Source organism: Actinobacillus porcinus (genome assembly GCF_901764995.1).
GTDB classification, from domain to species: Bacteria; Pseudomonadota; Gammaproteobacteria; order Enterobacterales; family Pasteurellaceae; genus Exercitatus; species Exercitatus porcinus.
Window position 1 is genome coordinate 195,174 of the sequence record NZ_CABFKI010000001.1, and the last position, 14,319, is coordinate 209,492.

12 protein-coding genes and 1 riboswitch are annotated in these 14,319 nt (G+C 42.0%); of the genes, 10 read left to right on the forward strand and 2 right to left on the reverse strand.

Annotation, left to right across the window (positions count from 1 at the left end):
- Nucleotides 1-38 precede the first annotated feature (38 nt).
- The 6 genes from E7T07_RS00915 (at nt 39) to nlpD (ending at nt 5,548) form a co-directional block, all read left to right on the forward strand.
- The gene (locus E7T07_RS00915) at nt 39-1,334 is read left to right on the forward strand and encodes a maltoporin (protein WP_135709055.1); all 1,296 of its coding nucleotides are present in this window, start codon (nt 39-41) and stop codon (nt 1,332-1,334) included.
- A 93-nt stretch (nt 1,335-1,427) separates the two neighbouring features.
- On the forward strand, nt 1,428-2,324 hold the full coding sequence (gene malM / locus E7T07_RS00920) for a maltose operon protein MalM (RefSeq protein WP_135709056.1): 897 nt from the start codon (nt 1,428-1,430) through the stop codon (nt 2,322-2,324).
- Nucleotides 2,325-2,577: 253 nt separating this feature from the next.
- Complete coding sequence (gene surE, locus E7T07_RS00925; protein WP_135709057.1) at nt 2,578-3,318, forward strand: 5'/3'-nucleotidase SurE; 741 nt, start codon at nt 2,578-2,580, stop codon at nt 3,316-3,318.
- Nucleotides 3,319-3,525: 207 nt separating this feature from the next.
- Complete coding sequence (locus E7T07_RS00930) at nt 3,526-4,101, forward strand: YqaA family protein (RefSeq protein ID WP_135709058.1); 576 nt, start codon at nt 3,526-3,528, stop codon at nt 4,099-4,101.
- 10 nt (nt 4,102-4,111) lie between these two features.
- Nucleotides 4,112-4,297, forward strand: coding sequence for a lipoprotein (locus tag E7T07_RS00935; RefSeq protein ID WP_135709059.1), 186 nt, complete (start codon nt 4,112-4,114; stop codon nt 4,295-4,297).
- A gap of 15 nt (nt 4,298-4,312) precedes the next feature.
- Nucleotides 4,313-5,548, forward strand: a complete 1,236-nt coding sequence (gene nlpD, locus E7T07_RS00940; protein WP_135709060.1) for a murein hydrolase activator NlpD — start codon at nt 4,313-4,315, stop codon at nt 5,546-5,548.
- Nucleotides 5,549-5,822: 274 nt separating this feature from the next.
- Here the strand turns inward: nlpD and E7T07_RS11060 are convergent, their stop codons facing one another.
- Together E7T07_RS11060 and ilvC are read right to left on the reverse strand one after the other, a co-directional pair.
- Nucleotides 5,823-8,501 (reverse strand): autotransporter outer membrane beta-barrel domain-containing protein, encoded by a 2,679-nt coding sequence (locus tag E7T07_RS11060; protein WP_246046056.1) that lies wholly within the window; start codon nt 8,499-8,501, stop codon nt 5,823-5,825.
- A 71-nt stretch (nt 8,502-8,572) separates the two neighbouring features.
- Nucleotides 8,573-10,054: a ketol-acid reductoisomerase gene (ilvC, locus tag E7T07_RS00950; protein ID WP_135709061.1), complete on the reverse strand. Its 1,482-nt coding sequence runs from the start codon at nt 10,052-10,054 to the stop codon at nt 8,573-8,575.
- 138 nt (nt 10,055-10,192) lie between these two features.
- Between ilvC and ilvY the strand changes: the two genes are divergently transcribed.
- The 4 genes from ilvY (at nt 10,193) to ribB (ending at nt 14,255) form a co-directional block, all read left to right on the forward strand.
- Complete coding sequence (gene ilvY, locus E7T07_RS00955; protein WP_135709062.1) at nt 10,193-11,074, forward strand: HTH-type transcriptional activator IlvY; 882 nt, start codon at nt 10,193-10,195, stop codon at nt 11,072-11,074.
- A gap of 105 nt (nt 11,075-11,179) precedes the next feature.
- Complete coding sequence (dprA, locus tag E7T07_RS00960; protein ID WP_135709063.1) at nt 11,180-12,322, forward strand: DNA-processing protein DprA; 1,143 nt, start codon at nt 11,180-11,182, stop codon at nt 12,320-12,322.
- 90 nt (nt 12,323-12,412) lie between these two features.
- Nucleotides 12,413-13,153 (forward strand): pyruvate formate lyase 1-activating protein, encoded by a 741-nt coding sequence (gene pflA / locus E7T07_RS00965; RefSeq protein ID WP_135709064.1) that lies wholly within the window; start codon nt 12,413-12,415, stop codon nt 13,151-13,153.
- 79 nt (nt 13,154-13,232) lie between these two features.
- Nucleotides 13,233-13,369, forward strand: a riboswitch (FMN riboswitch).
- 241 nt (nt 13,370-13,610) lie between these two features.
- Nucleotides 13,611-14,255 carry a 3,4-dihydroxy-2-butanone-4-phosphate synthase gene (gene ribB / locus E7T07_RS00970; RefSeq protein ID WP_135709065.1) on the forward strand — a complete coding sequence of 215 codons (645 nt, stop codon included), beginning with the start codon at nt 13,611-13,613 and terminating at the stop codon, nt 14,253-14,255.
- The last annotated feature ends 64 nt before the right edge of the window (nt 14,256-14,319 follow it).

Here is a 14,319-nt window from a genome sequence, read left to right on the forward strand (position 1 = left end):
TAACCTAAGAAAATTGAATACTCAAAGTGAGGTCTATTATGAACAGCAAAAAAACTCTTCTAGCACTTGCTATCGGTTCAGCAATGTTTGCTACAAGCGCAGCAGCGGTTGATTTCCACGGTTACGCCCGTTCAGGTATTGGCTGGACATCAGGTGGTGGTGAGCAAATGGCTCTTCAAGCAAATGGTGCACCTAAAAAATACCGTTTAGGTAACGAAACTGAAACCTATGCAGAATTTAAATTAGGTCAAGAGCTTTACAAAGATGGTAACCAATCTATTTATTTAGATACCAACTTAGCTTACTCGGTTGATCAACAAGTTGACTGGGAATCAACAAGCCCGGCATTACGTGAAATTAACGTTCAATTTAAAAACTTTGCCGAAGGTGTATTACCGGGGGCTACATTATGGGCAGGTAAACGTTTCTACCAACGTCATGACGCACATATGCTTGACTACTACTACTGGGATATTTCAGGTCCTGGTGCAGGGGTTGAAGGTATTGATTTAGGCTTTGGTAAATTATCTCTTGCAGTAACACGTAATACTGAAGCTGGTGGTACCGTAAACTACGGTAAAGATAAAGTTTACTACATTGATCCAAAAGACGGTCAAATCAAAGACAAAATCGAAGAACGTAAAGCTAATGTTTATAACGATGTATTCGATATTCGTTTAGCTGAATTAAATGTCAATCCAAATGGTAAATTAGAAATTGGTTTTGACTACGGTAACGCACACACTCAAAACGGTTATGAATTTGAACCAAATGCAAGTAAAAACGGTTATATGATTACATTGGAACACACTCAAGGCGAGTTCTTCGGTGGTTTCAATAAATTTGTAGCACAATATGCAACTGACTCAATGACTTCATGGAATTCAGGTCACTCTCAAGGTTCAAAAGTGGATAACAATGGTCATATGTTGCGTTTTATTGACCATGGTGTTGTTCAATTTAGTCCAAAAGTAGAGATGATGTACACATTACTCTATGAAAAAACAGATTTAGATAACAAACAAGGTAAAACTTGGTACTCAGCAGGTATCCGCCCAATGTATAAATGGAATAAAACCATGAGCACATTGTTTGAAGTGGGCTACGACCGCGTTAAAGACCAAGCAACAGGTAAGAAAAACGACCTAGCGAAAGTGACCCTTGCACAACAATGGCAAGCCGGCGACAGCATTTGGGCGCGCCCTGCTATCCGTGTATTCGGTACTTACGGACACTGGAACGACAAATTTAACATCACAGACCGCACAAATGCAGGTTACAAAGCAAAAGATGCTGAATTTGTAGCTGGTGTACAATTTGAAGCTTGGTGGTAATCATCAACAGATGATCTCACCAAAGGGACAGGGATTATCCCTGTCCTTATTCCCATATAACCCAAATAAAACCCTTTAATCCCCGAGGTTAATATGAAAAAAGCATTATTTTCGACCGCACTTTTGTTAACTAATATGTTTGTTGTTTTACCGAGTATGGCAAATAGTTCTGTCGGTACACCCGTTCATATTAACTCAACAGAATTAGCGCAAGTTCAATGGCAAGATATCGCCTTTGACCAAACCTTAAAAACTACGTTAACAGAGCAACAAAAACAAGCCTTTACTAATTCATTTGCCGGCGTTGCCAGCCCAGTGGCAGCCTATCGTATCCCGGCAAACCAAGGCACCGTGGAAATTGAAATCGAAAGCCCGGTATTAGAAGACCACGTTTTTGTCCCAACGGCAGTGGTTTTAGATAGCCAATTTAATGTGGCAGCCACGTACCCTTCTAGCGAATTCAAATTTAAAGAAGAAGGCGGCTTTAAAGGCAACCGCTTTGTTGCCGACTTAAATCTCACCCCGGCGGCAGGACAAGATTATTTATATTTATTGGTTTACACCACACAACAAGATTTAGCCAAAACTACCATGGTGCCGCACCCTGCGAAAGTGTATGCGAAAGCCACAGGCAAACAACCGCCCGCCATTAACGATATTGAAGTAAAACATAGCTTAAACGGTGAAATTAGCTTAAATGTAAGCAATTCTAACGGCACCAAATTTATCGGTTTACCGACCGCGGTTTTCACCGGCAATAAACCAAGCAAACAAGTGGGCGCCACACAACCTGTTGCCCCACAAGCAACTCAAGCCCAAGCGGTTACCACTGCCGTGGACAAAGACACGGAAGCGTATTTCAATCAAGCTGTGACCAAAGCGTTAAAAGCGAACGATGTCAATAAAGCATTAAATTTAGTGAACGAAGCAGAAAAATTAGGCTTAAAATCCCCACGCCAAATTTTCTTAAAACAGGTTTCATCTAAATAAACATTCATAATCGCTACTTATTGTTTTTTTCGATGTGATTTTGCCACTAGGAAACTAGTGGCTTTTTTATCGCGGGCAGTCAAGGATTATGGTTGTAGGGGCAAAACATTTTTTGCCCCAAAATCATCGGCAATATCGGGGCGAAAAATATTTCGCCCGTACAGCCACATCAAAAAATCCCATGTAAAAAATAGCACAACCCAATAAAATCCTTTACACTTAAACGCAAGCAAATCCAAAAAAGGTCTTAAAGATGAATATATTACTTTCTAATGATGACGGTTATCATGCCGAAGGCATTCAAATTCTGGCGCGCGAATTGCGGAAATTTGCGGATGTGATTATTGTTGCGCCCGATCGCAATCGCAGTGCCGCATCTAATTCTTTAACGTTGATTGAACCCTTGCGCCCACGCCAATTGGACAATGGGGATTATTGTATCAATGGTACGCCGGCGGATTGTGTGCATTTGGCATTGAACGGTTTTTTAACGGGTAAAATTGATTTGGTGGTGTCGGGGATTAATGCCGGCGCCAATTTGGGCGATGATACCCTTTATTCAGGCACGGTGGCAGCCGCGTTTGAAGGGCGTTATTTAGGATTGCCTGCGGTGGCGGTGTCCCTTGATGGTCGTCAACATTATGAAAGTGCGGCGAAAATTGTGTGTGATTTAATTCCACGCTTGCACGGCGAGCTGTTAAATTCACGGGAAATTATCAATATTAATGTGCCTGATTTGCCTTATGAAGACATTAAAGGGATCAAAATTTGCCGTTTGGGAAACCGCACTTCTGCTGCAGAAATTATTAAACAGCAGGATCCACGTGGTGAAAATATTTATTGGATTGGACCACCGGGATTGCCTGAAGATGCCGGCGCGGGAACGGACTTTGATGCCGTAAAAAACGGCTATGTTTCCATTACCCCGATTCAAGCGGATTTAACGGCACACCGTTCAATTCAATCTTTACAAAATTGGTTAGAAAGTGAATAATAATGCGTTTTTTCGGTATTATGTAACCCTTGCACAAAGCTGAAATGGCGGTTGGTGAGCTTGTCGAACCACGGTTAGTGAGCCTGTCGAACTATAAGCTATTTCAGCGTTTGTTGCACAAGACTTACGTTTCGACAGGCTCAACGACCGTCTTGTGCTACTGCTACGTAATATCGCGTTTGTTTTTACTTGATAAAGAGATTTCTAATGAAAATTTTTGGTGCGATGTACGATAAAACCATGGAATGGTCAAAACACCGTTTAGCGGCGTTTTGGTTGAGTTTTGTGAGTTTTATTGAAGCCATTTTCTTCCCGATTCCGCCTGATGTGATGTTAATTCCAATGTCGATGTCAAAGCCACAAAGTGCGGTGAAATTTGCTTTATTTACCACGGTAGCTTCTGTGTTGGGTGGTATGATTGGTTATGCTATCGGTTATTATGCGTTTGATTTTGTGCAAGAATATATTATTAAGTTAGGTTATCAAGCCCATTGGGATACGGCGATTTCTTGGTTTAAGCAATGGGGCGTGTTAGTGGTATTTGTGGCAGGCTTCTCGCCGATTCCTTATAAGGTTTTCACCATTGCGGCGGGGGTGATGCAAATGGCGTTTCTTCCGTTTGTGGCAACCGCCTTTGTTTCGCGTGCTGCGCGCTTTTTGTTGGTGGCAAAATTAGCCGCTTGGGGTGGCGAAAAATTTGCGGCAAAACTTCGCCGTTCTATCGAAGTGATTGGTTGGTCAGTGGTTGTGCTAGCCGTGATTGCTTATTTAATTTTACGTTAAAGGATATAAGATGAAAAAATTTGCTTTTTTGTTGTCTATAACGGCTGTGTTGGCAGCTTGTTCTTCGCCAAAACCTGTTGATCCGGATGCGTTGCCGGATGGCATTATGCAACCGGTGGATGGTACCGGCGCGGTGGAAGGCGGTGGTTTTATGCCTGAAGTGGAACAAAGCAGTATGCCTGCAAATATGAAATAAATGAGAGAGCGCAGAATGAAAAAGACATTTTTATTATTACCTATTGCAGCAGCGATATTAGCCGGCTGTACATCATCATCGCCGGCCCCTGTTGATAGCGTGGATGGAACTTTATCACCACAACCGATCCAACCTATTGAGAGCACAGGTGGAAGTGCTTGGGAGCCACAGGTTCAGCAAAGTGCTATGCCGGCGGGCATGAATGCCCCGGTGGTGAATCAGCCTATTGCCAATCAAGTAGGCACCATGGCACCGGCGGTCAATCCACAACCGCAGTTTAACCAACAAATTAATACTCAACCGACCACGACTACAAAAACCGTATGTAAAACCGTTCAAAAAACCAAACCGGCGGCGGGAAATCAAAGTCAAAATGTGAACATTCCACGTAATGCACAAACCAACGCGCCGGATTACAGCAAAATTGACAAGGGCTTTTATAAAGGGAATGAATATACGGTGAAAAAAGGCGATACCATGTTCTTAATCGCCTATATTGCGGGTATTGATGTAAAAGAATTGGCTACCTTAAACGGTATGAAAGAGCCTTATAACTTAAAAGTGGGTCAGACTTTGAAAGTGTCCAATGGGGCGGCATCAAGCACCACGACAACGGAACAAGTGTGTAATGAAGTGACGGTGCCGGTTGAGCCACAAGTAACCTATACGCAAGCCGCAAATGGCACGCAATATGGTTCGGATGGCACGGTAACGGGCCCTGTTAAAGCGGCGGCAGGCTCTGCCTCTGCGGTAACCAATACCGTTTCAACCGGTGTGAAAGCAGGCGTTGGTACAGCAGCGACAACCGCCGGTGTTGTGGCGGCAGCGGGTTCGCCAAGCTATTCAAGTTCCACAAGCCAAACGACTGCGCCGGCATCCGGCATTAATTGGCAATGGCCAACAACAGGTAAAGTGGTACAAGGCTTCTCAAATTCAGACGGCGGTAATAAAGGGATTGATATCGCAGGGTCAAAAGGTCAAGCGGTTTACGCTGCGGCACCCGGTCGTGTGGTTTATGCCGGTAACGCCTTACGCGGTTATGGTAATTTAATCATCATTAAACATGATGATGATTTCTTGAGTGCTTATGCGCACAACGACAGCATTTCTGTCAGCGATCAGCAACAGGTTAGCGCAGGTCAACAAATTGCGAAATTAGGTAGCTCGGGCACAACCAGCAATAAACTCCACTTTGAGATTCGCTACAAAGGGAAATCGGTGGATCCAACGCGTTATTTACCACGCCGTTAATGTGAAGAGATTGTCATAGCTAGAAATAAAGTGGTGTAATAGACAAATTTGTTGCTAAAAACTGGCTTAAGGCCTTATAGTACAAGGCTTTAAGCCCTATTTTTGAAATATAAACAAAAAATTGCCCATTTTGCCAAAATCCGAAAATAAAGAAACATGGTGTAATAGCAACAAATTTGTCTATTACACCTAAACATAACCTAATAAAAAACCACAAGTCAGGATATCTTGTGGTTTTTGTGTTTATAGATTATGAAATAGCTCGCTTAGCCAGTTACCAACTATAACGATAAACCGCTTGGACTTTATACGGCTGATCTAAGTATTTACCGTTAGTAATTTCACCTTCTAAGCCAAATCTATGATTGCCTACGGCAGCGTTCACCCCTAAAGCCGTTTGGAATCTTCCTTTGCCTTCCTCTACATCAGAAACTTCAAAGCGATGTTGGTTTACACGAACCTGATTGTTATTCGTCTGTGTAGTAATGCCATTCACTTCCGCATAAGGTTGAAGTTTCCAGCCATCGAACTCAATCGCTTTCGCCACACGCACACCGGCACGGGCGGTTAAGGCAGATAAGCGTTCTTCATCGCTTTGGCTGGATAATTTTGTCCACGCTGCTTGAATTTGTGGGGTAACCGTCCAGCCTTGACCTAGCTGATGAATGCGACCGATTTCAGTAGAAAGGGTGTAGGCATTGTATTTGCGTTTACCTGTGCTTGCTGATTCGGATTTCACATATTCATATTTTGCCACGTTATCCCAGTAGAAGCCGTTGTTGGCAAGGTAAGTGCCGTAAAGACCGAGGGATTGAGTTTTTACTTTGCCTGAACCGTATTTTCCATCAAAATCCACATCAGAACGTGCGTTACCTACAAAGCCACCTAAGCGGATATTGTCGGTTAAAGCGGCATCTGCACCCAGTTGAACGCTGTGAACATCTTGCTCAAAGCCTGATGAGTGCGAATCGCTTGCGGTACGGGTCGAGTCAAATTTATTGCGTGAGTTTACATTACGCACCCACACATTGCCTTTTTCGCCATTTTTCAACTCACCTAAACGTTGGTGCAAGCCTTCCAGATTGCTTTCCACTAAAGCAAGTTGTGCTTGGCGAAGGGAAACAAGGGCGTTGGATTTTTCGCTGAGAGCGACTTGAGGTGTCGCTGTTGAGCCTGATCCTGAGCTTGTACCAGTACCAGCATTTGAACCAGTATTTGTACTTGATTGACTATTCCCTTGATTGTTAGATGAAGAAGATTGGGAATTTCCACCAGCTTGGTTATTTTCTTGGTTGGTTGATGAGGAAGATTGCGAATTTCCTCCCGTTTGGCTACTTCCTTGATTTGCTGATGTAGAAGGTGAGGCTTGTTCACCTGCTTTATTAGAAAGCACCCAATTATTCCCTTCTTGATTTAAATGATAGCGATACGCACCGGCATCGACATAATCTTTGCCTAACAAGGCAAATTTTGCGGTACCTGTTGCGGTTTCAACAAGCGTTACTCGACCTTTTGCAGCATTAGGTTCATTGCCTGAATCCTTAATGTTTAAACCAAATGAACCGCTATCCGATCCGGTTACCACAATTTTGTCGGATTGTTGGCTGGCAAGATCGGTATTCAATGTAAAGTTTGCGTTACCGATGAGATCAGTAATTGCTAATGTTTTAAAAGCAGAGCTAGATGGCTCAAATGTAATGTTAGATTTAGATACAGCAAGAAGATCAACTTCGCTATCGTTGTTGATTGTCCACTGGCTGTTTTTCAGAGTCATTGATACATTATTTTTAAACCATTCTGGTGTTTGAATATCATCGGAATAGGTATTTGTTTTGACTGCACCGTAAAGGTTACTATTTTCAGCATTTAATGTCGTGCTATGCGCCATAAACTGATCTACATCAGGGTTTTCATCCGTATCTGGATTAACTGAAAGTAGCGCGTCTCGCCCAGTAAATGTACTGTTTGTAATGTTAATAACATTATGATTACCTGTTATAGAGCGATCTTGTCCTGTATAACCAAAAGCATCGGCAGTAATTGCATATTGTGCTTCAATTTGACTATTATTTACTTCAGCTTTACCGCTATATAAGTTGATGCCTGAAGTTAAAGTGTCGTTAGTTAAGGAAATTGAGCTATTATTTACTTGAACGTAAGAGTTTGGGTAGCCTATACCAATACCTGATTGATTATAATTGCTGCCAGAGATACTAACATTATTAATGATTGCTTGTGCACCACTATTAATTTCAATACCCCAAGCTTCAGCACTATTGAGTGTAATTGTGTGATCTTTTGCAGTTAATTTTGCTTCGTTGTCTATATCAATACCCGTTGCTTCGGTTGCATTAACAATAATATCAGCAGAAGTAGTTACGTTCGCATGTTTACCGGTGGCATGAATAGCATTTGAAAAATAACTATCGTCTAAATCATATTTTTCTTCAAAGTTTGGCTCTAAAGTAAATTTTACCCCTTTTTCTATGACGGCATTCACATTAGCAAGATTCAAAATATCTCCATTTCCTGATAATTCTGATAATGTTGCTGTTGTGCCGGTTGGAATAGTAATATATGCGTTATTTAGGGTTTCTTCCCTTTTGTCAGTGATAGGATTAAAGTCTGCATAATTTGAAACAGAAATTAAATAGGTAGAATAACTAGGAGTAGTAGTGGACTCTGTTGCCGCTGTATTTTGATAGTGCTGTGGAACAACTCTAGCTTTTAAGTTATCTTCATAGACACCTAATGGGGCTTCTGTATTACTATTTAAAATCCAATATCTGTCAGTTTTACGTTCATTTGTAGATAGGTTTGTATATCCCTTATAGAACAACCCATAATTACACTGCGTTTGATCATTACAAGTATGATTAATATCTGCCGCATAAGCATTTGAAAAAGCAAACATTAAACTTGCTGTAATTGCACTAAGTTGAAATTTTTTCATATCAAAATATCCTTAAAGAAAAAACATAAAAAGCCCACTATTTCCATAGCAGGCTTTTCAATCACTAAAAATTAGTCGCCAACAGCGATGCGTTTCATATCTGTCATATAACCACGCAATTCTTGACCGATTAACTCAACCGGGTGGTTGCGGATTGCATCGTTAATATCACGTAAGTACACATTGTCGATTTCAACGGTTGGTGTTGGTTCGCCTAAATCGCCTTTTTGTAACATCGGGATTAATTTCTCTGCAAGAATTGGCGTTGCAACGTGTGAGAATAAGTAGTTACCGTATTCCGCTGTATCTGAAATGACCACGTTCATTTCGTATAAACGTTTACGAGCGATAGTGTTTGCGATTAACGGAAGCTCGTGTAATGATTCATAGTATGCAGACTCTTCGTAGATACCGCTTGCCACCATTGCATCGAATGCCATTTCAACACCCGCTTTCACCATTGCAACCATTACTACGCCGTTATCGAAGTATTCTTGTTCAGAAATTTTGATACCGTCTGCTTTTGGTGAATTTTCGAACGCTGTTTTGCCTGTTTCTTCACGCCATTTTAATAAGTTTGCATCGCCGTTTGCCCAGTCAGCCATCATTGTTGATGAGAACTCACCGCTGATGATGTCATCCATATGTTTTAAATATAAGAAGTTTAACTGTGCTTTGATTTCTTCCGCTAATTCAAAGGCACGGATTTTCGCTGAGTTAGAAAGACGATCCATCATTAATGTGATACCGCCTTGTTTTAACGCTTCGGTAATGGTTTCCCAGCCGTATTGAATTAATTTGCTTGCATATGCCGGATCTTTACCATCTGCCACTAATTTGTCGTAGCACACGATAGAACCTGCTTGTAACATACCGCAAAGGATAGTTTGCTCACCCATTAAGTCAGATTTTACTTCTGCCACGAATGAAGACACTAACACGCCCGCACGGTCGCCACCTGTCGCACTTGCCCACGCTTTCGCAATCGCCATACCTTCGCCTTTCGGGTCGTTTTCAGGGTGAACAGCGATTAATGTCGGCACACCAAAACCACGTTTATATTCTTCACGCACTTCTGTACCCGGGCATTTTGGTGCTGTCATCACAACAGTGATGTCTTTACGAATTTGCTCGCCTTCTTCAACAATGTTGAAACCGTGTGAATAACCAAATGCAGCGCCTTGTTTCATTAATGGCATAACATCTGCAACGACTTTTGAGTGTTGTTTATCCGGCGTTAAGTTAATCACTAAATCTGCAGTTGGGATTAACTCTTGATATGTGCCAACTTTAAAACCATTTTCTGTTGCACGTGTGAATGAAGCACGTTTTTCTGCAATCGCTTCTGCACGTAATGCGTAAGCAATATCTAAACCGGAATCACGCATATTTAAACCTTGGTTTAAACCTTGCGCACCACAACCTACGATCACGATTTTTTTGCCTTTTAAGAAGTTGCAACCGTCAGCAAATTCGCTGCGATCCATAAAACGACAACGACCTAATTGGTCAAGTTTTTCACGTAAGTTTAATGTGTTGAAATAGTTAGCCATTTTGTTTTCCTTATGAATAAATGGTTTGTTGAAATCGCGGTTATTATACGCTTTTTTTATATTGCGTAAATTGATATTATTGAAATTGTATATTGCGTATATTGCAAGAATAAAAAATGGAAGTGCGGTGGAAATGTTATGAATTTTGATGACCTAAAAATATTTCTTCATTTATCTCAAACTCAATCTTTTACCAAAACAGCGACACAGAATCATATGTCCCTTTCTACGCTTTCGCGCCAAATTCAGCGAATGGAAGAAGAAATTGGACAGGCCTTGTTTATTCGTGACAATCGCAAGGTTTTGCTCACTGAAATCGGGACGCATTTTTTACAGTTCGCCCAACAAAACTGGGCAAATTGGCAACAGTTTAAGCAACAAGTGCGGACAAATTCGGAAGAGTTATCGGGGGAATTGAGATTATTTTGTTCCGTGACCGCAGCTTACAGCCATTTACCGCAAATCTTGGAAAAATTCCGCGTGCGTTATCCCAAAGTGGAAATTCAACTGACCACGGGAAATGCAGCGATGGCGGTGCAACAGGTGCAAAGCCAACAAGCAGATTTGGCGTTAGCAGGTCGCCCTGTTAATTTTCCTAATACGTTGGCTTTTCACCATATCGATAATATTTCGCTGTCATTTATTGCCCCAAGGGTTGCTTGTACCGCCACACAATTGTTGCAGCAAGATCCTATAGATTGGCAACAAATGCCCTTTATTTTGCCGGCAGATGGCATGGCGCGTCAGCGGATTGAGCAATGGTTGCGCGAAAAGAAAATCAAGCATCCCAAAATTTACGCTACAGTATCGGGACACGAAGGTATCATGCCTTTAGTGGCATCAGGTTGTGGGCTTGCCTTGCTGCCTGATGTGGTGATTAAAAACAGCCCGTTACATTCGCGAGTTTCCGCCTTGCATTTAGATTTGCCTATTGAGCCTTTTGAACTCGGTATTTGTACGCAAAAACGTAGTTTGGATTTGCCTATTATTAAGGCATTTTGGGACACCTTGCAACATTAGTTTTGTGATCGCCATTCCAAAATGAACATAAAAGACTCGCTAAATTTCACCGCGCTTTTATAGTGATAGGATGTTATGCAGTTGCGCAAAAGTGCGGTGAAATTTATGACAGATTACACAGAAATTTTTCTTCGGTTACAACAAATTCCACGGTTAGGATCCAATGCCATTAATGAGTTATTAACACAAGTCAATGTTACGGATTTGTTGGATTATGACCAAGATGCCTTTCGGGCAATGGGGTGGAAACCGGCACAAATTCAGCGTTGGTTTCAACCTGAACAGAAATTTATTCAACCTGCTTTAGAATGGGCAACACAGCCACAAAATCATATTCTGCATTTTTTACACCCGGATTATCCTTATTTGCTCAAGCAAACTGTGGATGCGCCTGTTGTGTTATATGTTCAAGGGGATGTTTCCATTTTATCTGAGCCACAAATTGCGATGGTGGGCAGTCGCTATTGCAGCAATTATGGCGAATATTGGGCGAAATATTTTGCCGCTGAACTTTGGGCGGCTGGGCTCATTGTAACCAGTGGGTTAGCGTTAGGAATTGATGGGTTTAGTCATCAAGCGGTGGTGGACGTTAAAGGCAAAACGATTGGCGTGTTGGGCAATGGTTTACAGACTATTTACCCGAACAAACACCGCAAATTAGCGCAACAAATACTGGAATATGGCGGTGCTTTAGTGTCGGAACTTGCTCCAAATCAACCGCCCATTCCTGCCAATTTCCCGCGGCGAAATCGCATTATTAGCGGTTTGTCTTTGGCGACTCTAGTGGTGGAAGCTACGGAACGAAGCGGCTCGCTGATTACCGCACGTCTCGCCTTAGAGCAAAATCGCGATGTATTTGCGATCCCGGGCAGTTTACAAAATAGCTTTAGCCAAGGTTGCCATAAATTAATTAAGCAAGGGGCGATGTTGGTGGAAAATGTAAAAGATATTTTGGAAAATTTGCCGACTTATTCCTTTATCTCTAGTCATTTCTCTGTTTCGCCAAATTCGCTCACACCACAAAGTGCGGTAAAAAACCCCGAACTTTCTGCGCCAAAGGCTCGCCCGTCCCTGGTTGAGCCTGACCATCCTGCGTTATTTGAAATGATTAACCACGAGTTGATTAGCGTGGATGAGTTGGTGGTCAAAAGTGGGTTAGATGTGAATGAATTACTGACCCAATTATTGGATTTAGAATTGCAAGGCTTAGTGGTTTGCGAGAACGGTTGCTATCGTAGGAATTGGTAATCTCATCAAAAAAGCACATAAATTTTCTGAAAAAAGTTTAAATATTTGTTACAATCATGCCAATTTTTTTAGATATTTAGGACGTAATTTATGGCACTTTTAGGAAGATATCATTCCTTTGAATCATGTGGTACGGTGGATGGCCCCGGCATCCGTTTTATTATGTTTTTCCAAGGTTGTTTGATGAGATGTTTATATTGTCACAACCGTGATACTTGGGATTTGGAAGGCGGAAAAGAAATTTCCGTGGAAGAACTGATGAAAGAAGTGGTGACCTATCGTCACTTTATGAATGCCACAGGTGGCGGTGTGACGGCCTCAGGTGGTGAAGCGGTGTTACAAGCTGAATTCGTGCGTGATTGGTTCCGTGCGTGTAAAGCGGAAGGTATTCACACTTGTTTAGATACCAATGGTTTTGTGCGTCATTATGATCATATTATTGATGAATTACTGGATGTCACCGATTTGGTGATGCTTGATTTGAAACAAATGAACGACCGTGTGCATCAAAGTTTAATCGGCGTGCCGAATAAACGTGTGATTGAGTTTGCGAAATATTTGGAAAAACGCAATCAACGCACGTGGATCCGTCACGTAGTGGTGCCGGGTTACACGGACAATGATGAAGATCTTCATTTATTGGGGCAATTTACTCAAAATATGAAAAATATCGAGAAAATTGAGCTGCTTCCTTATCACCGTTTAGGCGCGCATAAATGGGCGGTTTTAGGTGATGAATACAAATTGGAAGATGTAAAACCACCAACAAAAGAATCTATGGAACATATCAAAGCTTTGCTTGAAAGTTATGGGCATGAAGTGAAGTATTAAAATACAAAGGGTGTGTTGCGCACCCTTTTAAATTTTCTCATTAATTCCTTTTCTTTATATTTCCCTTTCTCTATAATAAGTCCGTTCTCAGGGCAGGGTGTAATTCCCTACTGGCGGTCAAGCCCGCGAGCGTTTGTGTATAACCCATACACAAAGTCAGCAGATTTGGTGAAATTCCAAAGCCAACAGTGAAAGTCTGGATGAAAGAGAATAAACAAGTTTAGAGTGATGACAAACCCTATACGAGCCGTATAGGGTTGCATAATCTGAGCCACTCTGCGGCTCTTCTATTCAGCCCCGGCGGGGCTGGGTTTAACGAACCTAGCACGGCTCGTGCTAGGTGGCTTCTCAAAGATGAACTTTGTCAGCAATCTGACAAGTTTTGTCCAAAACTTGTTTTTTGTCATTTCTTACGCCCTGATTCTGGTATTTCATAACATTAAAAAAGGTATTTACTATGAATCAGTCTTTATTAGCTCAATTTGGCACAGCAGAAGAGCGTGTCATCAATGCAATCAATGCTTTCAAACAAGGCAACGGTGTTCTTGTTTTAGACGATGAAAATCGCGAAAACGAAGGCGATCTTATTTTCCCCGCGGAAACTATCACCGCTGAACAAATGGCAAAATTGATTCGCTATGGTAGCGGTATTGTCTGTTTATGTATTACGGATGAATTATGCCAACAGCTAGATTTGCCACCGATGGTTTCTGATAACACCAGCGTAAACAAAACCGCGTTTACGGTTACCATTGAAGCGGCGACAGGAGTGTCAACCGGGGTTTCCGCTGCCGATCGTGTGATGACCATTAAAGCGGCGATTAAAGACGGTGCCAAACCGCAAGACTTACATCGCCCAGGTCATATTTTCCCGTTACGTGCAGCAAAAGGGGGCGTATTTACCCGTCAAGGACACACGGAAGCCGCAGTGGATTTAGCGCGTTTAGCAGGGTTTAAAGAAGCGGGGGTGATTTGTGAAATTACAAATGATGACGGCACTATGGCAAGAACGCCTGAATTGGTGAAATTTGCTCAAGAATTTGGTTACGCCATAATGACTATCGAAGATTTAATTGCTTACCGTCAACAACATCATTGCTAGGCTTTATATCTCTTAAACAAAAGCCCCTATATGCAGACTTCATATAGGGGGCGAATTTTTTGTA